The organism is Actinoplanes sp. NPDC024001 (assembly GCF_040638955.1).
Classification (GTDB): Bacteria; Actinomycetota; Actinomycetes; order Mycobacteriales; family Micromonosporaceae; genus Actinoplanes.
Genome location: NZ_JBEZZB010000017.1, coordinates 40,717 through 54,077 on the forward strand (window position 1 = coordinate 40,717; position 13,361 = coordinate 54,077).

15 protein-coding genes are annotated in these 13,361 nt (G+C 72.3%); 8 read left to right on the plus strand and 7 right to left on the minus strand.

Features of this window, described 5'->3' with window-relative positions; all coding sequences use genetic code 11:
• The first annotated feature begins 45 nt into the window (after positions 1-45).
• Positions 46-2,058: a transglycosylase domain-containing protein gene (locus tag AB0F81_RS09375; protein WP_360193700.1), complete on the plus strand. Its 2,013-nt coding sequence runs from the start codon at positions 46-48 to the stop codon at positions 2,056-2,058.
• Positions 2,059-2,081: 23 nt separating this feature from the next.
• Here AB0F81_RS09375 and AB0F81_RS09380 read toward each other — a convergent pair whose 3' ends face one another.
• Entirely contained in the window at positions 2,082-3,083 is a 1,002-nt protein-coding gene (locus tag AB0F81_RS09380) for an NAD(P)H-dependent glycerol-3-phosphate dehydrogenase (RefSeq protein ID WP_360193563.1), read from the minus strand.
• Positions 3,084-3,194: 111 nt separating this feature from the next.
• Here AB0F81_RS09380 and AB0F81_RS09385 point away from each other — a divergent pair, with 111 nt between their 5' ends.
• Together AB0F81_RS09385 and AB0F81_RS09390 are read left to right on the plus strand one after the other, a co-directional pair.
• Complete coding sequence (locus AB0F81_RS09385; RefSeq protein ID WP_360193566.1) at positions 3,195-3,911, plus strand: sulfotransferase family protein; 717 nt, start codon at positions 3,195-3,197, stop codon at positions 3,909-3,911.
• Positions 3,912-3,922: 11 nt separating this feature from the next.
• Complete coding sequence (locus AB0F81_RS09390; RefSeq protein ID WP_360193569.1) at positions 3,923-4,321, plus strand: VOC family protein; 399 nt, start codon at positions 3,923-3,925, stop codon at positions 4,319-4,321.
• Between the two features lie 9 nt (positions 4,322-4,330).
• Here AB0F81_RS09390 and AB0F81_RS09395 read toward each other — a convergent pair whose 3' ends face one another.
• Both AB0F81_RS09395 and AB0F81_RS09400 read right to left on the minus strand, forming a co-directional pair.
• A complete protein-coding gene (locus AB0F81_RS09395; RefSeq protein ID WP_360193572.1) occupies positions 4,331-5,302 on the minus strand; it encodes a CU044_5270 family protein in 972 nt (323 codons plus the stop codon).
• Entirely contained in the window at positions 5,302-5,892 is a 591-nt protein-coding gene (locus AB0F81_RS09400) for an RNA polymerase sigma factor (RefSeq protein ID WP_360193575.1), read from the minus strand. Before AB0F81_RS09400 ends, AB0F81_RS09395 begins: the two co-directional genes overlap by 1 nt.
• Positions 5,893-6,139: 247 nt before the next feature.
• Here AB0F81_RS09400 and AB0F81_RS09405 point away from each other — a divergent pair, with 247 nt between their 5' ends.
• Positions 6,140-6,700, plus strand: a complete 561-nt coding sequence (locus AB0F81_RS09405) for a pyridoxamine 5'-phosphate oxidase family protein (protein WP_360193578.1) — start codon at positions 6,140-6,142, stop codon at positions 6,698-6,700.
• A 4-nt stretch (positions 6,701-6,704) separates the two neighbouring features.
• On the opposite strand, the gene AB0F81_RS09410 is transcribed toward AB0F81_RS09405, so the two are convergent.
• On the minus strand, positions 6,705-7,127 hold the full coding sequence (locus AB0F81_RS09410; RefSeq protein WP_360193581.1) for a DUF6157 family protein: 423 nt from the start codon (positions 7,125-7,127) through the stop codon (positions 6,705-6,707).
• On the opposite strand from AB0F81_RS09410, the gene AB0F81_RS09415 reads away from it, so the two are divergent.
• On the plus strand, positions 7,126-7,983 hold the full coding sequence (locus tag AB0F81_RS09415; protein ID WP_360193584.1) for a helix-turn-helix domain-containing protein: 858 nt from the start codon (positions 7,126-7,128) through the stop codon (positions 7,981-7,983). The genes AB0F81_RS09410 and AB0F81_RS09415 overlap by 2 nt on opposite strands.
• Before the next feature lie 11 nt (positions 7,984-7,994).
• Here AB0F81_RS09415 and AB0F81_RS09420 read toward each other — a convergent pair whose 3' ends face one another.
• On the minus strand, positions 7,995-8,447 hold the full coding sequence (locus AB0F81_RS09420) for a hypothetical protein (protein ID WP_360193587.1): 453 nt from the start codon (positions 8,445-8,447) through the stop codon (positions 7,995-7,997).
• 128 nt (positions 8,448-8,575) lie between these two features.
• Here AB0F81_RS09420 and AB0F81_RS09425 point away from each other — a divergent pair, with 128 nt between their 5' ends.
• From AB0F81_RS09425 to AB0F81_RS09435, 3 genes are all read left to right on the plus strand, one after another.
• Positions 8,576-9,418 (plus strand): helix-turn-helix transcriptional regulator, encoded by an 843-nt coding sequence (locus AB0F81_RS09425; RefSeq protein ID WP_360193590.1) that lies wholly within the window; start codon positions 8,576-8,578, stop codon positions 9,416-9,418.
• Between the two features lie 58 nt (positions 9,419-9,476).
• On the plus strand, positions 9,477-10,847 hold the full coding sequence (locus tag AB0F81_RS09430; RefSeq protein ID WP_360193593.1) for an alpha/beta fold hydrolase: 1,371 nt from the start codon (positions 9,477-9,479) through the stop codon (positions 10,845-10,847).
• Between the two features lie 128 nt (positions 10,848-10,975).
• Positions 10,976-11,659 (plus strand): hypothetical protein, encoded by a 684-nt coding sequence (locus AB0F81_RS09435; protein WP_360193596.1) that lies wholly within the window; start codon positions 10,976-10,978, stop codon positions 11,657-11,659.
• Between the two features lie 55 nt (positions 11,660-11,714).
• Here AB0F81_RS09435 and AB0F81_RS09440 read toward each other — a convergent pair whose 3' ends face one another.
• Both AB0F81_RS09440 and AB0F81_RS09445 read right to left on the minus strand, forming a co-directional pair.
• Positions 11,715-12,185, minus strand: a complete 471-nt coding sequence (locus AB0F81_RS09440) for a hypothetical protein (RefSeq protein WP_360193599.1) — start codon at positions 12,183-12,185, stop codon at positions 11,715-11,717.
• A complete protein-coding gene (locus tag AB0F81_RS09445; protein ID WP_360193602.1) occupies positions 12,182-13,342 on the minus strand; it encodes a hypothetical protein in 1,161 nt (386 codons plus the stop codon). The genes AB0F81_RS09440 and AB0F81_RS09445 overlap by 4 nt, the downstream gene beginning before the upstream one ends.
• Between the last annotated feature and the right edge of the window lie 19 nt (positions 13,343-13,361).

The following is a 13,361-nucleotide window of genomic DNA, read 5'->3' on the forward strand; positions in this document are numbered from 1 at the left end:
CTCGCCGGGCTGGTCGTTGCCGCCGCCTCCTTCCCGGCCGTCGCGATGTCCGGGCTGGCGGCCAAGGCCGGGTCGGAGGAGCTCGGTGAGATGCCCACCGAGCTGATCGAGCAGTCATCGCCGCAGGTCTCGCGCATCTACGCGGCCGACGGCCGAACCCAGATCGCGGTCATGTATGACGAGTTCCGCAGCGACGTGCCGCTCGCCAAGGTCTCGCAGAACATGCAGGACGCGATCGTCGCCGCCGAGGACCACAAGTTCTTCGAGCACCACGGCGTCGACCTCAAAGGCGTCGCCCGCGCCCTGGTGAACAACAATCAGGGCGGTTCCAAGCAGGGCGCCTCCACGCTGACCATGCAATACGTGCGGATGGCGCTGGCCTATTCGGCAACCGATCCGCAGGACGTCGTGAACGCCACCAAGGACACCGCGGAACGCAAAATCGCCGAGATGAAGTACGCGCTGCAGGTGGAGAAGGACCTCACCAAACAGCAGATCCTCGAGCGTTACCTGAACATGGCGCCGTTCGGCAACGGCGCCTACGGCATCAACGCCGCCAGCCAGGTCTACTTCAGCAAGACCCCGGCGGAGCTGACGGTCGCCGAGTCGGCCCTGCTGGCCGGCATGGTCAAGGCGCCGACCGCGTTCGACCCCACGACCGAGACCGGCTATCCGCAGGCGCTGGCCCGGCGTGACTACATCATCAACAACATGCTGGAGCTCGGGCAGATCACCGCCGAGGAGGCCGCCGCGGCCAAGAAGGTGAAACTGGGCCGCACCACGAAACGCCCCAGCAGCGGCTGCGTGTCGGTGGCGAAGAACCACTGGGGCTTCTTCTGCGACTACTTCCACCGGTGGTGGCTGAGCCAGAAGGCGTTCGGCGAGACCTCGTACGATCGGGAGCGCCTGCTCAAGAGCGGCGGCTACCGGATCGTCACCACGCTCGACCTGGAGGCGCAGTCCGCGGCCCGCAAGGAGATCACCGAGCGGCAGCAGGACGACGACCCCAACGCGCTGATGCTGGCCGCCGTCGAGCCGGGCACCGGCGCGGTGCGGGCGCTCGCCGCGAACCGCAAGTTCAAGAACGACGACGCCGAGGACCCGAAGAACAAGCTCTCCTCGAACCCGGCCGAGGCCCGCAAGGGGGTGCGCGGCAGCTATCCGAACACCACCAATCCGATCATCACCGGCAGCGCGGACATCCCCGGTTACCAGGCGGGTTCGGTGTTCAAGATGTTCACCATGGTCGCCGCCCTGGAGAACGGGATGGGTCTGGACACCACGATCTACTCGCCGCAGCGCTACAAGTCGCGCTACCTCGACTCGGCCGCCCCGGCCGGCTGCGGTGGCTACTACTGCCCGTCCAACGCCTCGGCGAGCGAGAGCGGCAACTTCACCATGTGGACCGCGTTCGGCCGGTCGGTGAACACCTATTTCGTGCCGCTGCAGGAGCGGGTCGGCGCGGAGAAGGTGGTCGACGTGGCCAAGCGCTTCGGTGTGCAGTTCCGCCAGCCCGACGACGCCGAGCGGGCGAACAACCCGGAGGCCGCGCACGAGTGGGGCGCGTTCACCCTGGGCGTCTCCGCCTCCACCCCGCTGGACATCGCCGCGGCGTACGCGACGCTCGCCGCCGACGGCGAATACTGCGCACCCACCCCGGTGGAGAGCATCACCACCGAGGACGGCAGCAAGGTCGACGCCGGCGGAGCGGCCTGCACCCGGGCGACCACCGCGGACGTCGCCCGTAAGACCCTCGACGCGGCCCGCTGCCCGGTCGGCGACCAGGCCCAGCTCGGCTCCTGCGGCGGCGCGACCGCCGCGCAGGTCCGCGACGTGGTCGGCCACCCGGTGTTCGGCAAGACCGGCACCACCGACGACGACAAGACCGCCGCCCTGGTGGTCGGCACCCGGTCCCTGGTGGTCGCCGGTTACCTGGCCAACCCGGACTGGGCCGGCCACACCGACCGCATGTCGCACGGCATCGTGAATCCCGCGGTCTACGAAACCCTGGCCGATTACATGCGTGACAAGCCGGTCGAGGAGTTCCCCACCCCCTGACCGGGCACCCGGCCCGCCCGCTGTCAGCCGGGTTCGGACTCGTGGCCGGCCGGGTGGGTGCGCAGCAGGCCGTCGTAGGCCCGCTCGGCCGTGATGTCGCCGGTGATCACCCGGTGGATGGTGCGGGTGATGGGCATGGGCAGCCCGTACCGGTCGGCCAGCTGCACCGCGGCGTGCACGGTCTTGACGCCCTCGGCCACCTGGCCCATCTCGGCGAGGATGTCGTCCAGGCTCCGGCCGCGGCCGAGCTGCTCGCCGACGTGCCGGTTGCGGCTGTGCGGGCTGATGCACGTCGCCACCAGGTCGCCCATGCCGGCCAGCCCGGCGAGCGTGGTCTGCTCGCCGCCCATCGCGACCGCCAGCGTGGTCAGCTCGGCCAGCCCGCGGGAGATCACCCCGGCCCGGGTGTTGTCGCCGACGCCCAGGCCCTGGGCGATGCCGGTGGCGATGGCGACGACGTTCTTCAGCGCCCCACCGACCTCGCAGCCGATCACGTCGTGGTTGGTGTAGACGCGCAGCAGACCCCGCCGGAACACCCGCTGGATCTCGGTGGCGACGGTGAGGTCCTCGGTCGCGATCACCGTGGCCGCCGCCATGCCCGCCATGATCTCCTTGGCCAGGTTGGGGCCGGTGAGCGCGGCGGCGGGATGTCCCGGCAGCACCTGCTTGATCACCTCGGTCATCCGCAGCAGCGAGTCACGCTCCAGGCCCTTGCTGAGGCTCACCACCGGGATCCACGGGTGCAGGTCCGGCCGGACCTGCTCCAGGGTGGCGCGGAAGGCCCCGGTCGGCACGCCGACGACGAGCAGCTCTGCGTGAGCTGCCGCCTCGGCCAAATCGGAGGTGGCGCGAAGCCGGCCCGGCAGCGGGAAACCGGTGAGATAGCGCTCGTTGGTGTGCTTGGCGTTGATCTCGTCCGCGGTGGCCGGGTTGCGCGCCCAGATCAGCGACTCGTGATCCCGGCGGGTGAGGACGGACGCCACCGTGGTACCCCATGAACCAGCGCCCAGCACGGTGATCCGCATGATTCCCCATCTCCCTCGGGTGCGAGATGAGAATACGGTGCGCTACCGCCGGTGAGGGCGGGCGCGCCGGTAGCATCGGATCGACTTTCATGGATCGGCGGGGAGGCGATCGTGCTGCAGGTGATCGGCGTCGGTTTCGCGCGCACGGGCACCACGTCACTCCGGTCGGCGCTGGACGTGCTCGGTTTCGGGCCGTGCTATCACATGCTCGACGTGATGAGCGACCCCCAGCGCGTGCGGCAATGGCTCGACATCGCCCGCGGCGCCGCGCCGGACTGGAACCGCGTCTTCGGCGGTTTCCGCAGCGCGGTCGACTGGCCGGTCGCCGCCTACTGGCGGGAGCTCGCCGACGCCTTCCCGGAGGCGAAGCTGGTGCTCACCGTGCGCGACCCGGACGCCTGGTACGACAGCGCCCGCAACACCATCTTCAAGCAGCGCGTCGACCCGCCGCGCGGACCCGCCCGCGTCGCCGCCCGCGTGGCCGAGCGGGTGAGCCCGGACCTGCGCGCGTTCCTGGCCATGACCCGGGAGACCATCGAACAGCCGCTCTTCGACGACCGGCTCGCCGACCGTGCGTACCTGACATCGGTCTTCACCCGGCACGTCGAGCAGGTGCAGGCGGCTTTCCCGCCCGACCGGCTGCTGACCTTCCGGGCCACGGACGGGTGGGCGCCGCTCTGCGCGTTCCTCGGCAGGCCGGTCCCCGAGCAGCCGTTCCCGCGCGACAACAGCTCCGCGGATTTCCGCCGGCTCACCGGCCCGTACTTCGCCCGGCTGGTCTACGGGCCACTGGTGCGCTGGAGGCGCCGGCCGGCCGCCGGGTTGTGAGAGGGTGGCCTATGCCCTTGAGCGCGTTTCCTCTCCGAGCGTCGATCGCCGTCTCCGACATCACGAGGGCGGTCGAGTTCTACGAAGGCAAGCTGGGCCTCCCGGTGCTGCAGTCCGGCCCCAGCGCCAGGATCGCCGACGGCAGCCGGGTCTACGGCGCCGCCGGCGAACCGGCTCTGAACGTCTACCAGTCGGTCACCGCGGGCAAGACCCGCGCGACCCTCGTGACGTGGTATGTGGATGATCTCGACCGGATCGTCGACGAGCTGGCCGCGTCCGGCGTCGAGATGGTCCGCTACGACGAGTACGACCACGATCCCAAGGGGATCACCGCGCGGGCCGGCGGCGGGCGCATCGCGTGGTTCCAGGACCCGGACGGCAACACCTTCGCCCTGGAGGCCGACGTCTGACCGGCTGTCTCAGACCGTGTCGCCGGGGCGGTCGACGATGCCGGCCCGGCTGCGCACGACCAGCCGGAAGACGTCGCCGGCCTTGATCCGCGTGGTCCCGTCGAGGGACTCCCTGACGTGGTCGTCGACGGCCACCAGGCGGTCACCGATCAGCGCGTAGGTCCGCGGGTCGAACAGCAGATCCTTCTTGAGGTAGCCCTCCTCGGTCCAGGTCAGCGCGATGGCCGGGCGCCCGTCGAGGTTCACCGAGTGCAGGTCGACCTGGACACCGGGCTGGCGGGCCAGCCACCGGTAGATCGCGGCCTCCACGTCCGGCGGGAGCACCTGCTGCATGAGCAGCGCGTCCGGGTCCGCCCCGAAGGTCTTGGGAGCGTCGAGCCACCCTTGGAACTTCTCCGGCGTGGTCAGCCCGGCCAGATCCGCGTACGGGATGGTGCCCCACGACATCGTCGCGGTCCGCCGAGTCACCTCCAGTCTGCCGCCCCGTTCACGCGACGCCATCACGTCGCCGTCGACGCGCATCCACGTCTCCTGGCGTACCGTCTCGGTCTTGCCGGGCACCAGCGGGCCGTTCGGCGCGGCCTCCAGGATCTTCCTGCGGTTCAACGTGGAGATCGTCTCGACGTACATGAACTGGTCGTCGCGGGGCATTGCCCAGGGCTTGCGGGCGGCCGCCCAGGCCGCGTTCTCCAGCAGCTCGGCGGCCTTCGCCGGTTTGGCGAACGGCAGCGCCGCGACCACCGGCCGGCTGGTGCCGCGCTCGTCGACGGCGCCGATGTTCTCCAGTGCCACGATGCCCACCGCGGCCGCCGCCGCGGTCGCCACCATCGCGGTGATCCGGATCGCCCAGCGCGGCCGCCGGCGGGCCGGCCCGGGGTCGTTGATCCGGTGCAGCAGGGCCGCGCGGGCCCGGTCGTGGGCCGCCGCCGACGGGACCTCGTCCGGCCCGAACACTTCCTGCAGCACGTCGATCTCGTTCATCACAGGTCCCCTTCTCCCAGAGCCGTACGCATCTCCTGCCGCGCCCGGTGCAGCCGGGACCGGACCGTGCCGGCCGCGACGTCGAGCGCCGCCGCCACCTCGAGCTGGCTGAGGCCCGCCCACGCCACCAGCAGCAGCGCGTCCCGCTCGCCGCCGGAGAGCCGGGCGAGCGCCGCCGCGAGCCGCCCCCGCTGGGTGGCCGCGTCGAGGCGGCCGGCGACGGCGTCGTCGTGCCCGTTGACGGCCTCCTCCGGCGCCAGGCGGGCGAGCGCCCGGTAGCGCCGTGACTCGGCCCGTCCGTGGCGGGCGATCAGGTTGGACGCGATGCCGTAGAGCCACGGCGCCGCGTCCGGGCGGGCCGTGTCGTATCCGCCGATCCGGCTGAACGCCACCGTGAACGTCTCCGACGCCACGTCCTCGGCCAGGTCGCGGCCGAGCCGCCGGGCCGCGTACGCGTAGATCCGGCCGTAGTGCCGGTCGAACACCGTCGCGAAGCATTCCGGCGCCTGGCGTGCGCCGGCGATCAGCTCGGCGTCGGTGCGCACGTGCCGGCCGTCGGGGCCGGGAGCCACATCAACGTCCGTCTCCATCGGCTGTCACCATCCTCTCGACCGCTCTTCGCCGGACGGCGCGGAAGTGTTCGCGGTAACCCGATCGGGTGATATGCCATCGGGCGAGGGTGGGACCTCGGGAGAGTGCCGTGCTCCAGCCGGGCTGCGCGAACGTGCCCGGATCGGCCACATTAGAGCCCGTTCTTTGCAAGTTGCAACTCTGTGCAACTGGCTGACTACTCCCTGAAACTGTGGCGCAGCGTATCCGCCAGCAGGAAGGGCCATCATGAACCACGGTGAGCGGCAACTGCAGGACCGACTCGGCACCCGGCAACGAGCCGACGCCTTCGATGCGCGGCAGACCCTGCACCACCTCAACGACACGATGCGCCACTTCATCAGCCGTCAGGAGATGATGTTCCTCGCCACCGCCGACGCCGGCGGCAGCTGCGACAGCACCTTCCGTGCCGGGCCGCCCGGATTCGTCCGGGTCCTCGACGACGAGCATCTGAGCTGGCCGGAGTACCGCGGCAACGGCGTCATGGCCAGCCTCGGCAACATCACCGAGAACGGCCACGTCGGACTGCTCTTCATCGACTTCCAGGACGTCATCGGCCTGCACGTCAACGGCACCGCGGAGATCGTCGAGGACCCCGACGAGCAGGCCGGCACGCCACCGGGGCTGCGTGCCCGGCTCTGGGTCGTGGCCCGGGTCCAGGAGGCCTACATCCACTGCGCCAAGCACATCCCGCACATGGTCAAGCTGCCACGCCCGCGCGGCCGCCACGCCGGCATCGAGCAGCCGAAGAAGAGCAACTACTTCGTCGCGGACCGGGAACCCGCGTGACCCCTCACCGGCGGCTGCTGCGCATCGCCCGGGTCACCGTCACCGCGGTCCCGTCCGGTGCGCGGCCGGCGGCCAGCTGGTCGTACTCGGCCGAGCCCACGGCCGCCAGGGCGACCCGGCCGTGCGCGTCGCAGTGGATGCCCCACCCGTACCGTTTGCCGAGGTCACTGGAGCGCAGGCAGGGCTGGCCCTTGGCGAAGAAGGTCTCCCGCGCGGCCGCGCGGGAGGCCTCCGGCAGATCCTGCCGGTCGGCCCAGACCGTGAAGATCACGTCGTCGGACGTGTAGCGGTAGGGCGCCTCGGCGATCATCCGGAACGTACGCTCGGCGACGCTGGGCGTGGCCCGCTGCGGTGGAACGGACGCGCTCGCCGCCGCGCTGTCCGCCGCGACCATGATGAACGTGTTGACGTAGTCGGTGCTGTGCATGGGCGCCATCCTGTACGCGGCGGGCAGAGAGGTCTTGGAGATTCGCGACACGAACACCCCGCGGCTGCTCGGCCGGGCCGAACGGTCGGGCGTGCTGCACCCGGAGAACCTGACCCGGTACGCGGCGACGATCTACCCGGCCGGCGCCGCGATCGCCGCCGTGGTCGACCACTTCTGGACCGTGGCCTGGAACCTGCCCGGCGGCGAGCGCATCGAGCAGCGGGTTGTCACCGACCCGGCGGTGACGCTCACCGTCGAGGAGGGCCGGGTTCCCGCCGAGCTCGTGCTGACCGGCGTGCACGCCCGCGCCTGGTCACGGGAGATCGCCGGGTCGGGACGGGCGTTCGCGATCCGGCTGCGCCCGGCCGGGCTGGCGGTCGTCAGCGACCTGACGCCGCAGGCCGTCGCCGACCGGACCCTGCCGGTCGGCCCCGGGCTGGACGCTCGGCTGCACACGCTGCTGCGGGCGGTCGCCGACGCTCCCGACGTCGAGTCCCGGATCGTACGGGCCACCGCGCTGATCACCGAGATGGCCGCCGAACGGCCGCTGACCGCCCGTCAGCGGCTCGCCAACGACGTGGTGGCCGCCATCCACCGCGGCGATCCGCTGCCGGCCGGCGCGTCGGCGCGCACGGTGCAGCGGGCGTTGCGCGAGACGATCGGGCACGGCCCGGCGTGGGTCCGGCGGTGGGTGCGGCTGCAGGACGTGGTCCGCCAGTTCGCGGTCGACGGCGAGGCCGGTGCGGCCGCCATCGCGGCCCGGCTCGGCTACACCGACCAGGCGCATCTGGTCAACGACTTCCGTGCCGCGGTCGGCACCACCCCCGGCGAATACCTCCGGGCGCTGCGCGGCTGACCGGCGCCCGCTCAGGTGCAGTGGCGCTGGACCGGCGCCAGCCACTCGGTGAGGGTCGGGCCGATCGTCTTGTCGACGTCCTCGGGCTTCTTGATCGTGCTGAAGAACGCCTTGTCGGTGGACTTGGCCCGCATCTGGTCGGCGGCCTGCTTGCCGTCGGCGCGCACCTGGCGGTCCTCGCTGCCCTTGGTGGCGTCCTGCACGGCGGTGGCGAAGGCCGCCAGCGCCTGCTGCGCCGGCGCGACCGCCTTGCGGTCGGCGACCAGGTCCGACAGCGACTGCGCCAGCGGCGCCATGTTCTTCCCGTACGCCTGGGCGAGCGCCTCGCAGGTGGCCGCGATCGCCGGGGGTGCGCTCGGGGCGGAACTCGCTCCGGTGGCGGTCGGCGCGTTCGGTGCGGTGCCGCAGGCCGCGCCGGTCAGCAGAACGCCGCCGACGAGCAGGACACGAATGGCGCGGCTCATGAAGAACCCCCCAGGGTGGTAGGAAGGCGGAGGTGGGAGCGCTCCCACCGGTCCTGCACCATACGTCGTCCATGCGCGATTGTCGATTCCCCGCGGGGCGGCTGGCATACTCGGCTCGCGGAGGTTCCATGGGACGGGCATGCCAGCAGTGCAGGGCCCGATACGCCGGCCAGCCCGGCTCGGGCAGGTGCCTCGGGCACCTCGACGGCGTGCGGCTGTTCGAGGCGCGGTGCGGGGTCGACGGCAGACGGTTCAGCCCGCCCGGGTACGAGACCGGCCACCGGCTCGTGCTGCCCCGCTCCGGCGCCTACCTGCTGCGGGTCAACGGCGAGGAGCTGTTCATCGACGGCAGCGTGGCGACCCTGACCCGGCCCGGCGACGAGATGCGCGTGGCGCACCCGCTGGGCTGCGGCGACACCTTCACCGCGGTGGAGCTGGATCCGGAGGTGGCGGACCGGTGGCCGCGGGGCGTCTGGCAGTTCCGCCTCGACGACGCGCTGGACCTGCACCACCGGCTGCTGCTCACGACCTGCCGGCGGGGTGACGACCTGCTCGCCGTGGCCGAACAGGTGCACACCATCATGGACCGGCTCGCCGCGGCCCCGGACGGCGCCGCCCGAGGTGGCCCGGCGCGGCCGGCGACCGCGGTCCTGCACCGGCGCCTGGTCTCCGACGCCCGCGAGGTGCTCGCCGACCGCCGGTTCGCGCTCGGCCTCGGCGAGATCGCCGCGGCGGTGAACTGCTCGGAGCACCACCTGAGCCGGATCTTCCGCCGGGTCACCGGGGAGACGCTGACCGAGTACCGCAACCGGATGCGGGTCCGCGCCGTGCTCAGCGACCTGCAGGACGGCGCCGACTGTCTGCGCACCCTGGCGGCCCGCTACGGGTTCGCCGACCAGTCACACCTGACCCGGGTCGTCCGCAAGCATCTCGGCCGGTCGCCGAGCACCGTCAAGCGGATGCTCGCCTGACGGCAAACGCGCATGAAAGTCCAACGCCGCGCCGCCCGGCCGGGTGTCGCATGGCGACATGACAATCCCGGCAGTAGTCCTGGCGACCTTCGCGCTGCTGATGCCGCTCGGGGTCCCCGCGGCGAGCGAGCAGCGCCCGGCCCGGCCGGCCCTCACCGAGGCTCAGCCGTGCACCGAGATCGCGACCTACACCTGTTCCGTCCTCACCGTGCCGCTCGACCGGAGCGGGCGCGTGCCCGGAGAGCTGCGGCTGCGTGTCGCGGTGGCGGACAACGCGGACGCGCCCCGCGGCGTCTTGCTGGTCCTCTCCGGTGGCCCGGGCCAGCCCGGGCCCGCCCTCGTCCCGCGGATCTCCCAGCGACTGTCCTATCTCGTCGACGACTACCGGCTGGTCATGATCGACCAGCGGGGGACCGGCGCGGGCGCGATCGACTGCCCCCGGGTGCAGGCGGAGGTGGGCTCCTCGGACATCACCCCGCCCTCCGCGGCCGCCGTGCGGGAATGCGCCGGCCAGCTCGGGCGCACCCGGAACCATTACACGACCGCGGACACCGTCGCCGACCTGGAGGATCTGCGCCGGGCGCTCGGGGTGCCGCGGTGGACCCTCGACGGCGTCTCCTACGGCAGTTTCGTCGCCTCCCAGTACGGCCTGACCCATCCCCGCCGGGTGACCCGGATGGTCCTCGACTCGGTCGTCCCGCAGAACGACCCGGACGCCCTCTACCTGGACAGCCTGCGCCGGTCCGGCACGGTCCTGCGGCGCGCGTGCCAGGAGCAGCGATGCGGTTACGACCCGGCCGCCGAACTGGCCCGGGTGGTCCGCCGCCACGACATCGGCGTCGGCGTCTTCGACCTGCTCGTGATCGCCAGCATCGTCGATCCGAAACTGACCGGGGAGACCTTCTTCCCGGTGCTCGACCTGCTGCATCAGGCGGCACAGGGCGATCCCGGCCCGCTGACCGCCGCCATCGCCGACCTGCAGGGCGGCGGCGCCACGCCACCGGCCGAGTTCAGCGCCGGCCTGCACCTGGCGACCCTCTGCGCCGACCTGCGCAGCGCGCCGTGGGGCGACGCGACCGCGACGCTGCGCGAGCGTGACGAGGCCGTCGCCCGCGCCCTCGACAAGATCTCCCCGGACGAGGCCTGGCCCTTCGAGGCGAAAACCGCGATCGAGCAGGGCATCATCCAGGGCTGCCGGCATTGGCCGCCGTCGCGGCCCAACCCCGAGCCGCCGTACGACCAGCTGATGATGCCCGTGCTACTGCTCAATGGTGACCGTGACCTGTCCACACCGGTCGAGTGGGCGCGGGAACAGGCGGCCCGCACCCCCTGCGGCAAGCTGGTCGTCATCCGCGGCATGGGTCACTCGATCCAGGGCCGCAACGCCGAGGGCGATCGAGCCGTCCGGCGGTTCCTGATCGGATCCTGAGCAGCGTGGCCGGTCAGCCTACGCGGGGCGGGGCCGCGGGGCTGTCAGCCGGACGGCAGAGGGCGCAGCCCGCGAAGGCGGGCGTGGCGGCGTTGCCTCAGCGCTGGTCAGGCTGACACCGTGGGGTCATGGCGGTGACTCGGCGTGTGCTGTCCGTGCTGGCTCTGCTCGCCGTGCTGGCGGCCTGCGGTGACGCCGCGCTCACCTCGGACGAGCAGTCCTATCAGGTGGACGAGCCGGTCGACGCGGTGGTCGTGGACGCCCGCGCCGCCGCGATCACCATCGAGGCCGGGCCGGGTCCGATCCGGGTCACCGAACGCTTCCGCTACGGCGAGAACCGGCCGGAGACGGCACACAGCGTGCAGTCCGGCAGGTTCACCCTGACCGAGACCGGGTGCCGCGACGACGGCATCCGGTGCGAGGTGGAGTTCCGCATCCAGGTGCCGGCCGAGACGCGGACCGATGTCACCGCGAAAGCCGGCGCCGTGACGCTGACCGGGCTGACCGGGCCGGTCCAGGTGACGACCGACGCGGGTGCGATCCGCGGGAGCGGCCTGGGCGCCCCGCAGGTGAAGGTCGGCAGCCAGGCCGGCGCCACCGAGTTGGAGTTCACGAAGGCGCCGGCCAGCCTGGCGGTCCGGACCGAGGTGGGTGCGGTGAGCCTCGGCCTGCCGCCGGAGACGGCCTACGCGGTCTCGGTCACCACGGAAATCGGCCGGTCGAAGGTCACGGTCGATCAGGATCCCGCCTCGAAGCACCGCATCGAGGTGCAGACCCGGGTGGGCGCCGTGTCGATCGAGCCGGCTTCCTGAGGGCCGGCTTCCTGAGGATTGGTGGTCTGAGGGGCTAGCGTTCTGTGGGCTGGCGTCAAGCGAGGGCGTCCGCCGCGGCGCGCAGGCGCTCGTCCTCGGCGAACACCCGCCAACTGCCGGAATACGCCAGTCGGCGAGGGCTGTTCAGCACCGCCCGCGCGACCGTCCCAGCCGCGCCGGCGGGCCCTGCTGCGGCGACAGGATCGGCGGCGGCTGCCGGGCCGATCGCGGCGAGGTGCTCCAGGGCAGTGATCATCACCGGCAGGCAGCGACCCTCGGCCAGCGGGGCGACCAGTTCGGTGAGCACAGGGACGGCCACCTCCGCGGAACCGGTGACGCGATGATGCGCGTATGCGGCCTCCGCCCGTACCCAGTCGTCTCCGGAACCGGCCAGCTGCCGCAACCGATCGGCCGTGCCGGCCGCGAGCGTGCCCGGATCGCCGAGCTCCCGCAGCTGCTCGTGGCGCATGCCGGCGTCCAGCTGGCGGGTGAGCGCCGGCAGAGCCGTCCCCGGATCGCCCGTCATCCGCCAGTGCGCCCACGCGCCCGCGGGCCGGTCAGGCGTTCCACCAGTGCGGGCAGACACCGTGGATCATTCAGCCGGGCGAGCGCCCACGCCGCCGCGTCGCCGACCGTGGTGGACTGCCGGGTGTCACGCGGGGCCGCGTCCGCGGCCAGGCCGGCGAGCACGTCACCCGATGCGGTGGCCGGCACACAGCCCATCAGGTACGCGGCGCGGAAACGCACCTCGGGGTCGTCGTCGGCGAGCCGCTCGGCGAGAAAGTCGGCGAGTCCGGGCGCGACGGCACGCCATTCGGCGAGCAGGGTGGCGGCCTGCTGCATCCCGGCGATCCGTTCGTCGCGGTCCGCGGCGCGGCCGACGGCCAGGGTGAACGTCGTCGCCGACGCCGGATCGTGGCGCAGCAACCGGGCCGTCTGGTTGACGATCACCTGTCGTGAGCCGCCGCCGAGCCACGCGGACTCCTGCCAGTCGGCGGCGTCGTCGTGCCGGACCGCAGCCACCGCCTCGGCCAGCCGCCGCACCGGCAGATCCGGCAGGGTCGGCGCGAGTGCGTGCAGGGCGGCGAGGCCCAGCTGGCTGTCGGAGGAGTCGAGGGCGGCGTACAGCTCGGAGCGGAGGCTGTCCTCGCTGGGATCTCGGGCCAGCAGGGCACCGAGGGCCAGCGCCAGGTCCCGGCGGGTGATCCGGTCGGTCTCCGTACGCCAGCGTTGCGTGAGCGCGGCGACGGCCGTGCCGGCGGGCAGTCCGGGCCGGCTGACCAGGTAGGTCGCCTCGCGGCGTACCTGCGGGTCCGGATCGTCGAGCAGCGCCAGCATGCGCGGGACGGCCGGCTCGACCGCCCCGGGCCAGTCCTGGTCGACGAAGCGCGCCTCGACGATCGACGCCTCGTCCACCAGCCGGGCGACCAGTGCGACCGTCTCGGGTCGATGGTGGACCGTCACGTCCTCGGCCAGGTCCAGCAGGAACGGCAGCGCGGCGGACGCCGCCGAGCAGACCCAGCCGCCCTGGTGGTAGAGCAGATTGGTCAGGTCGTCGAGGGCGTCGCCGGCCGCGGACACGTCGCGGTCGCCGCACCGGCGCAGCAGGGCCGGCACGTCGGTGGCCCGGCCGTAATTGTGCCGCAGCAGCTTCCACGGCACCCGGTCGAGATCTTCCCGCATCCGGGAAGGATCTCATCCC

Bases quoted from the DNA above. Each gene is read 5' to 3' on its own strand.
- AB0F81_RS09425 (WP_360193590.1), top strand. From the start codon at position 8,576: ATGGGACGGGCATGCCAGCAGTGCAGGGCCCGATACGCCGGCCAGCCC.
- AB0F81_RS09375 (WP_360193700.1), top strand. From the start codon at position 46: ATGTCCGGGCTGGCGGCCAAGGCCGGGTCGGAGGAGCTCGGTGAGATG.
- AB0F81_RS09415 (WP_360193584.1), top strand. From the start codon at position 7,126: ATGGGCGCCATCCTGTACGCGGCGGGCAGAGAGGTCTTGGAGATTCGC.
- AB0F81_RS09395 (WP_360193572.1), bottom strand. From the start codon at position 5,302: ATGAACGAGATCGACGTGCTGCAGGAAGTGTTCGGGCCGGACGAGGTC.
- AB0F81_RS09400 (WP_360193575.1), bottom strand. From the start codon at position 5,892: ATGGAGACGGACGTTGATGTGGCTCCCGGCCCCGACGGCCGGCACGTG.
- AB0F81_RS09420 (WP_360193587.1), bottom strand. From the start codon at position 8,447: ATGAGCCGCGCCATTCGTGTCCTGCTCGTCGGCGGCGTTCTGCTGACC.
- AB0F81_RS09390 (WP_360193569.1), top strand. From the start codon at position 3,923: ATGCCCTTGAGCGCGTTTCCTCTCCGAGCGTCGATCGCCGTCTCCGAC.
- AB0F81_RS09380 (WP_360193563.1), bottom strand. From the start codon at position 3,083: ATGCGGATCACCGTGCTGGGCGCTGGTTCATGGGGTACCACGGTGGCG.
- AB0F81_RS09435 (WP_360193596.1), top strand. From the start codon at position 10,976: ATGGCGGTGACTCGGCGTGTGCTGTCCGTGCTGGCTCTGCTCGCCGTG.
- AB0F81_RS09445 (WP_360193602.1), bottom strand. From the start codon at position 13,342: ATGCGGGAAGATCTCGACCGGGTGCCGTGGAAGCTGCTGCGGCACAAT.
- AB0F81_RS09410 (WP_360193581.1), bottom strand. From the start codon at position 7,127: ATGCACAGCACCGACTACGTCAACACGTTCATCATGGTCGCGGCGGAC.
- AB0F81_RS09430 (WP_360193593.1), top strand. From the start codon at position 9,477: ATGACAATCCCGGCAGTAGTCCTGGCGACCTTCGCGCTGCTGATGCCG.
- AB0F81_RS09440 (WP_360193599.1), bottom strand. From the start codon at position 12,185: ATGACGGGCGATCCGGGGACGGCTCTGCCGGCGCTCACCCGCCAGCTG.
- AB0F81_RS09405 (WP_360193578.1), top strand. From the start codon at position 6,140: ATGAACCACGGTGAGCGGCAACTGCAGGACCGACTCGGCACCCGGCAA.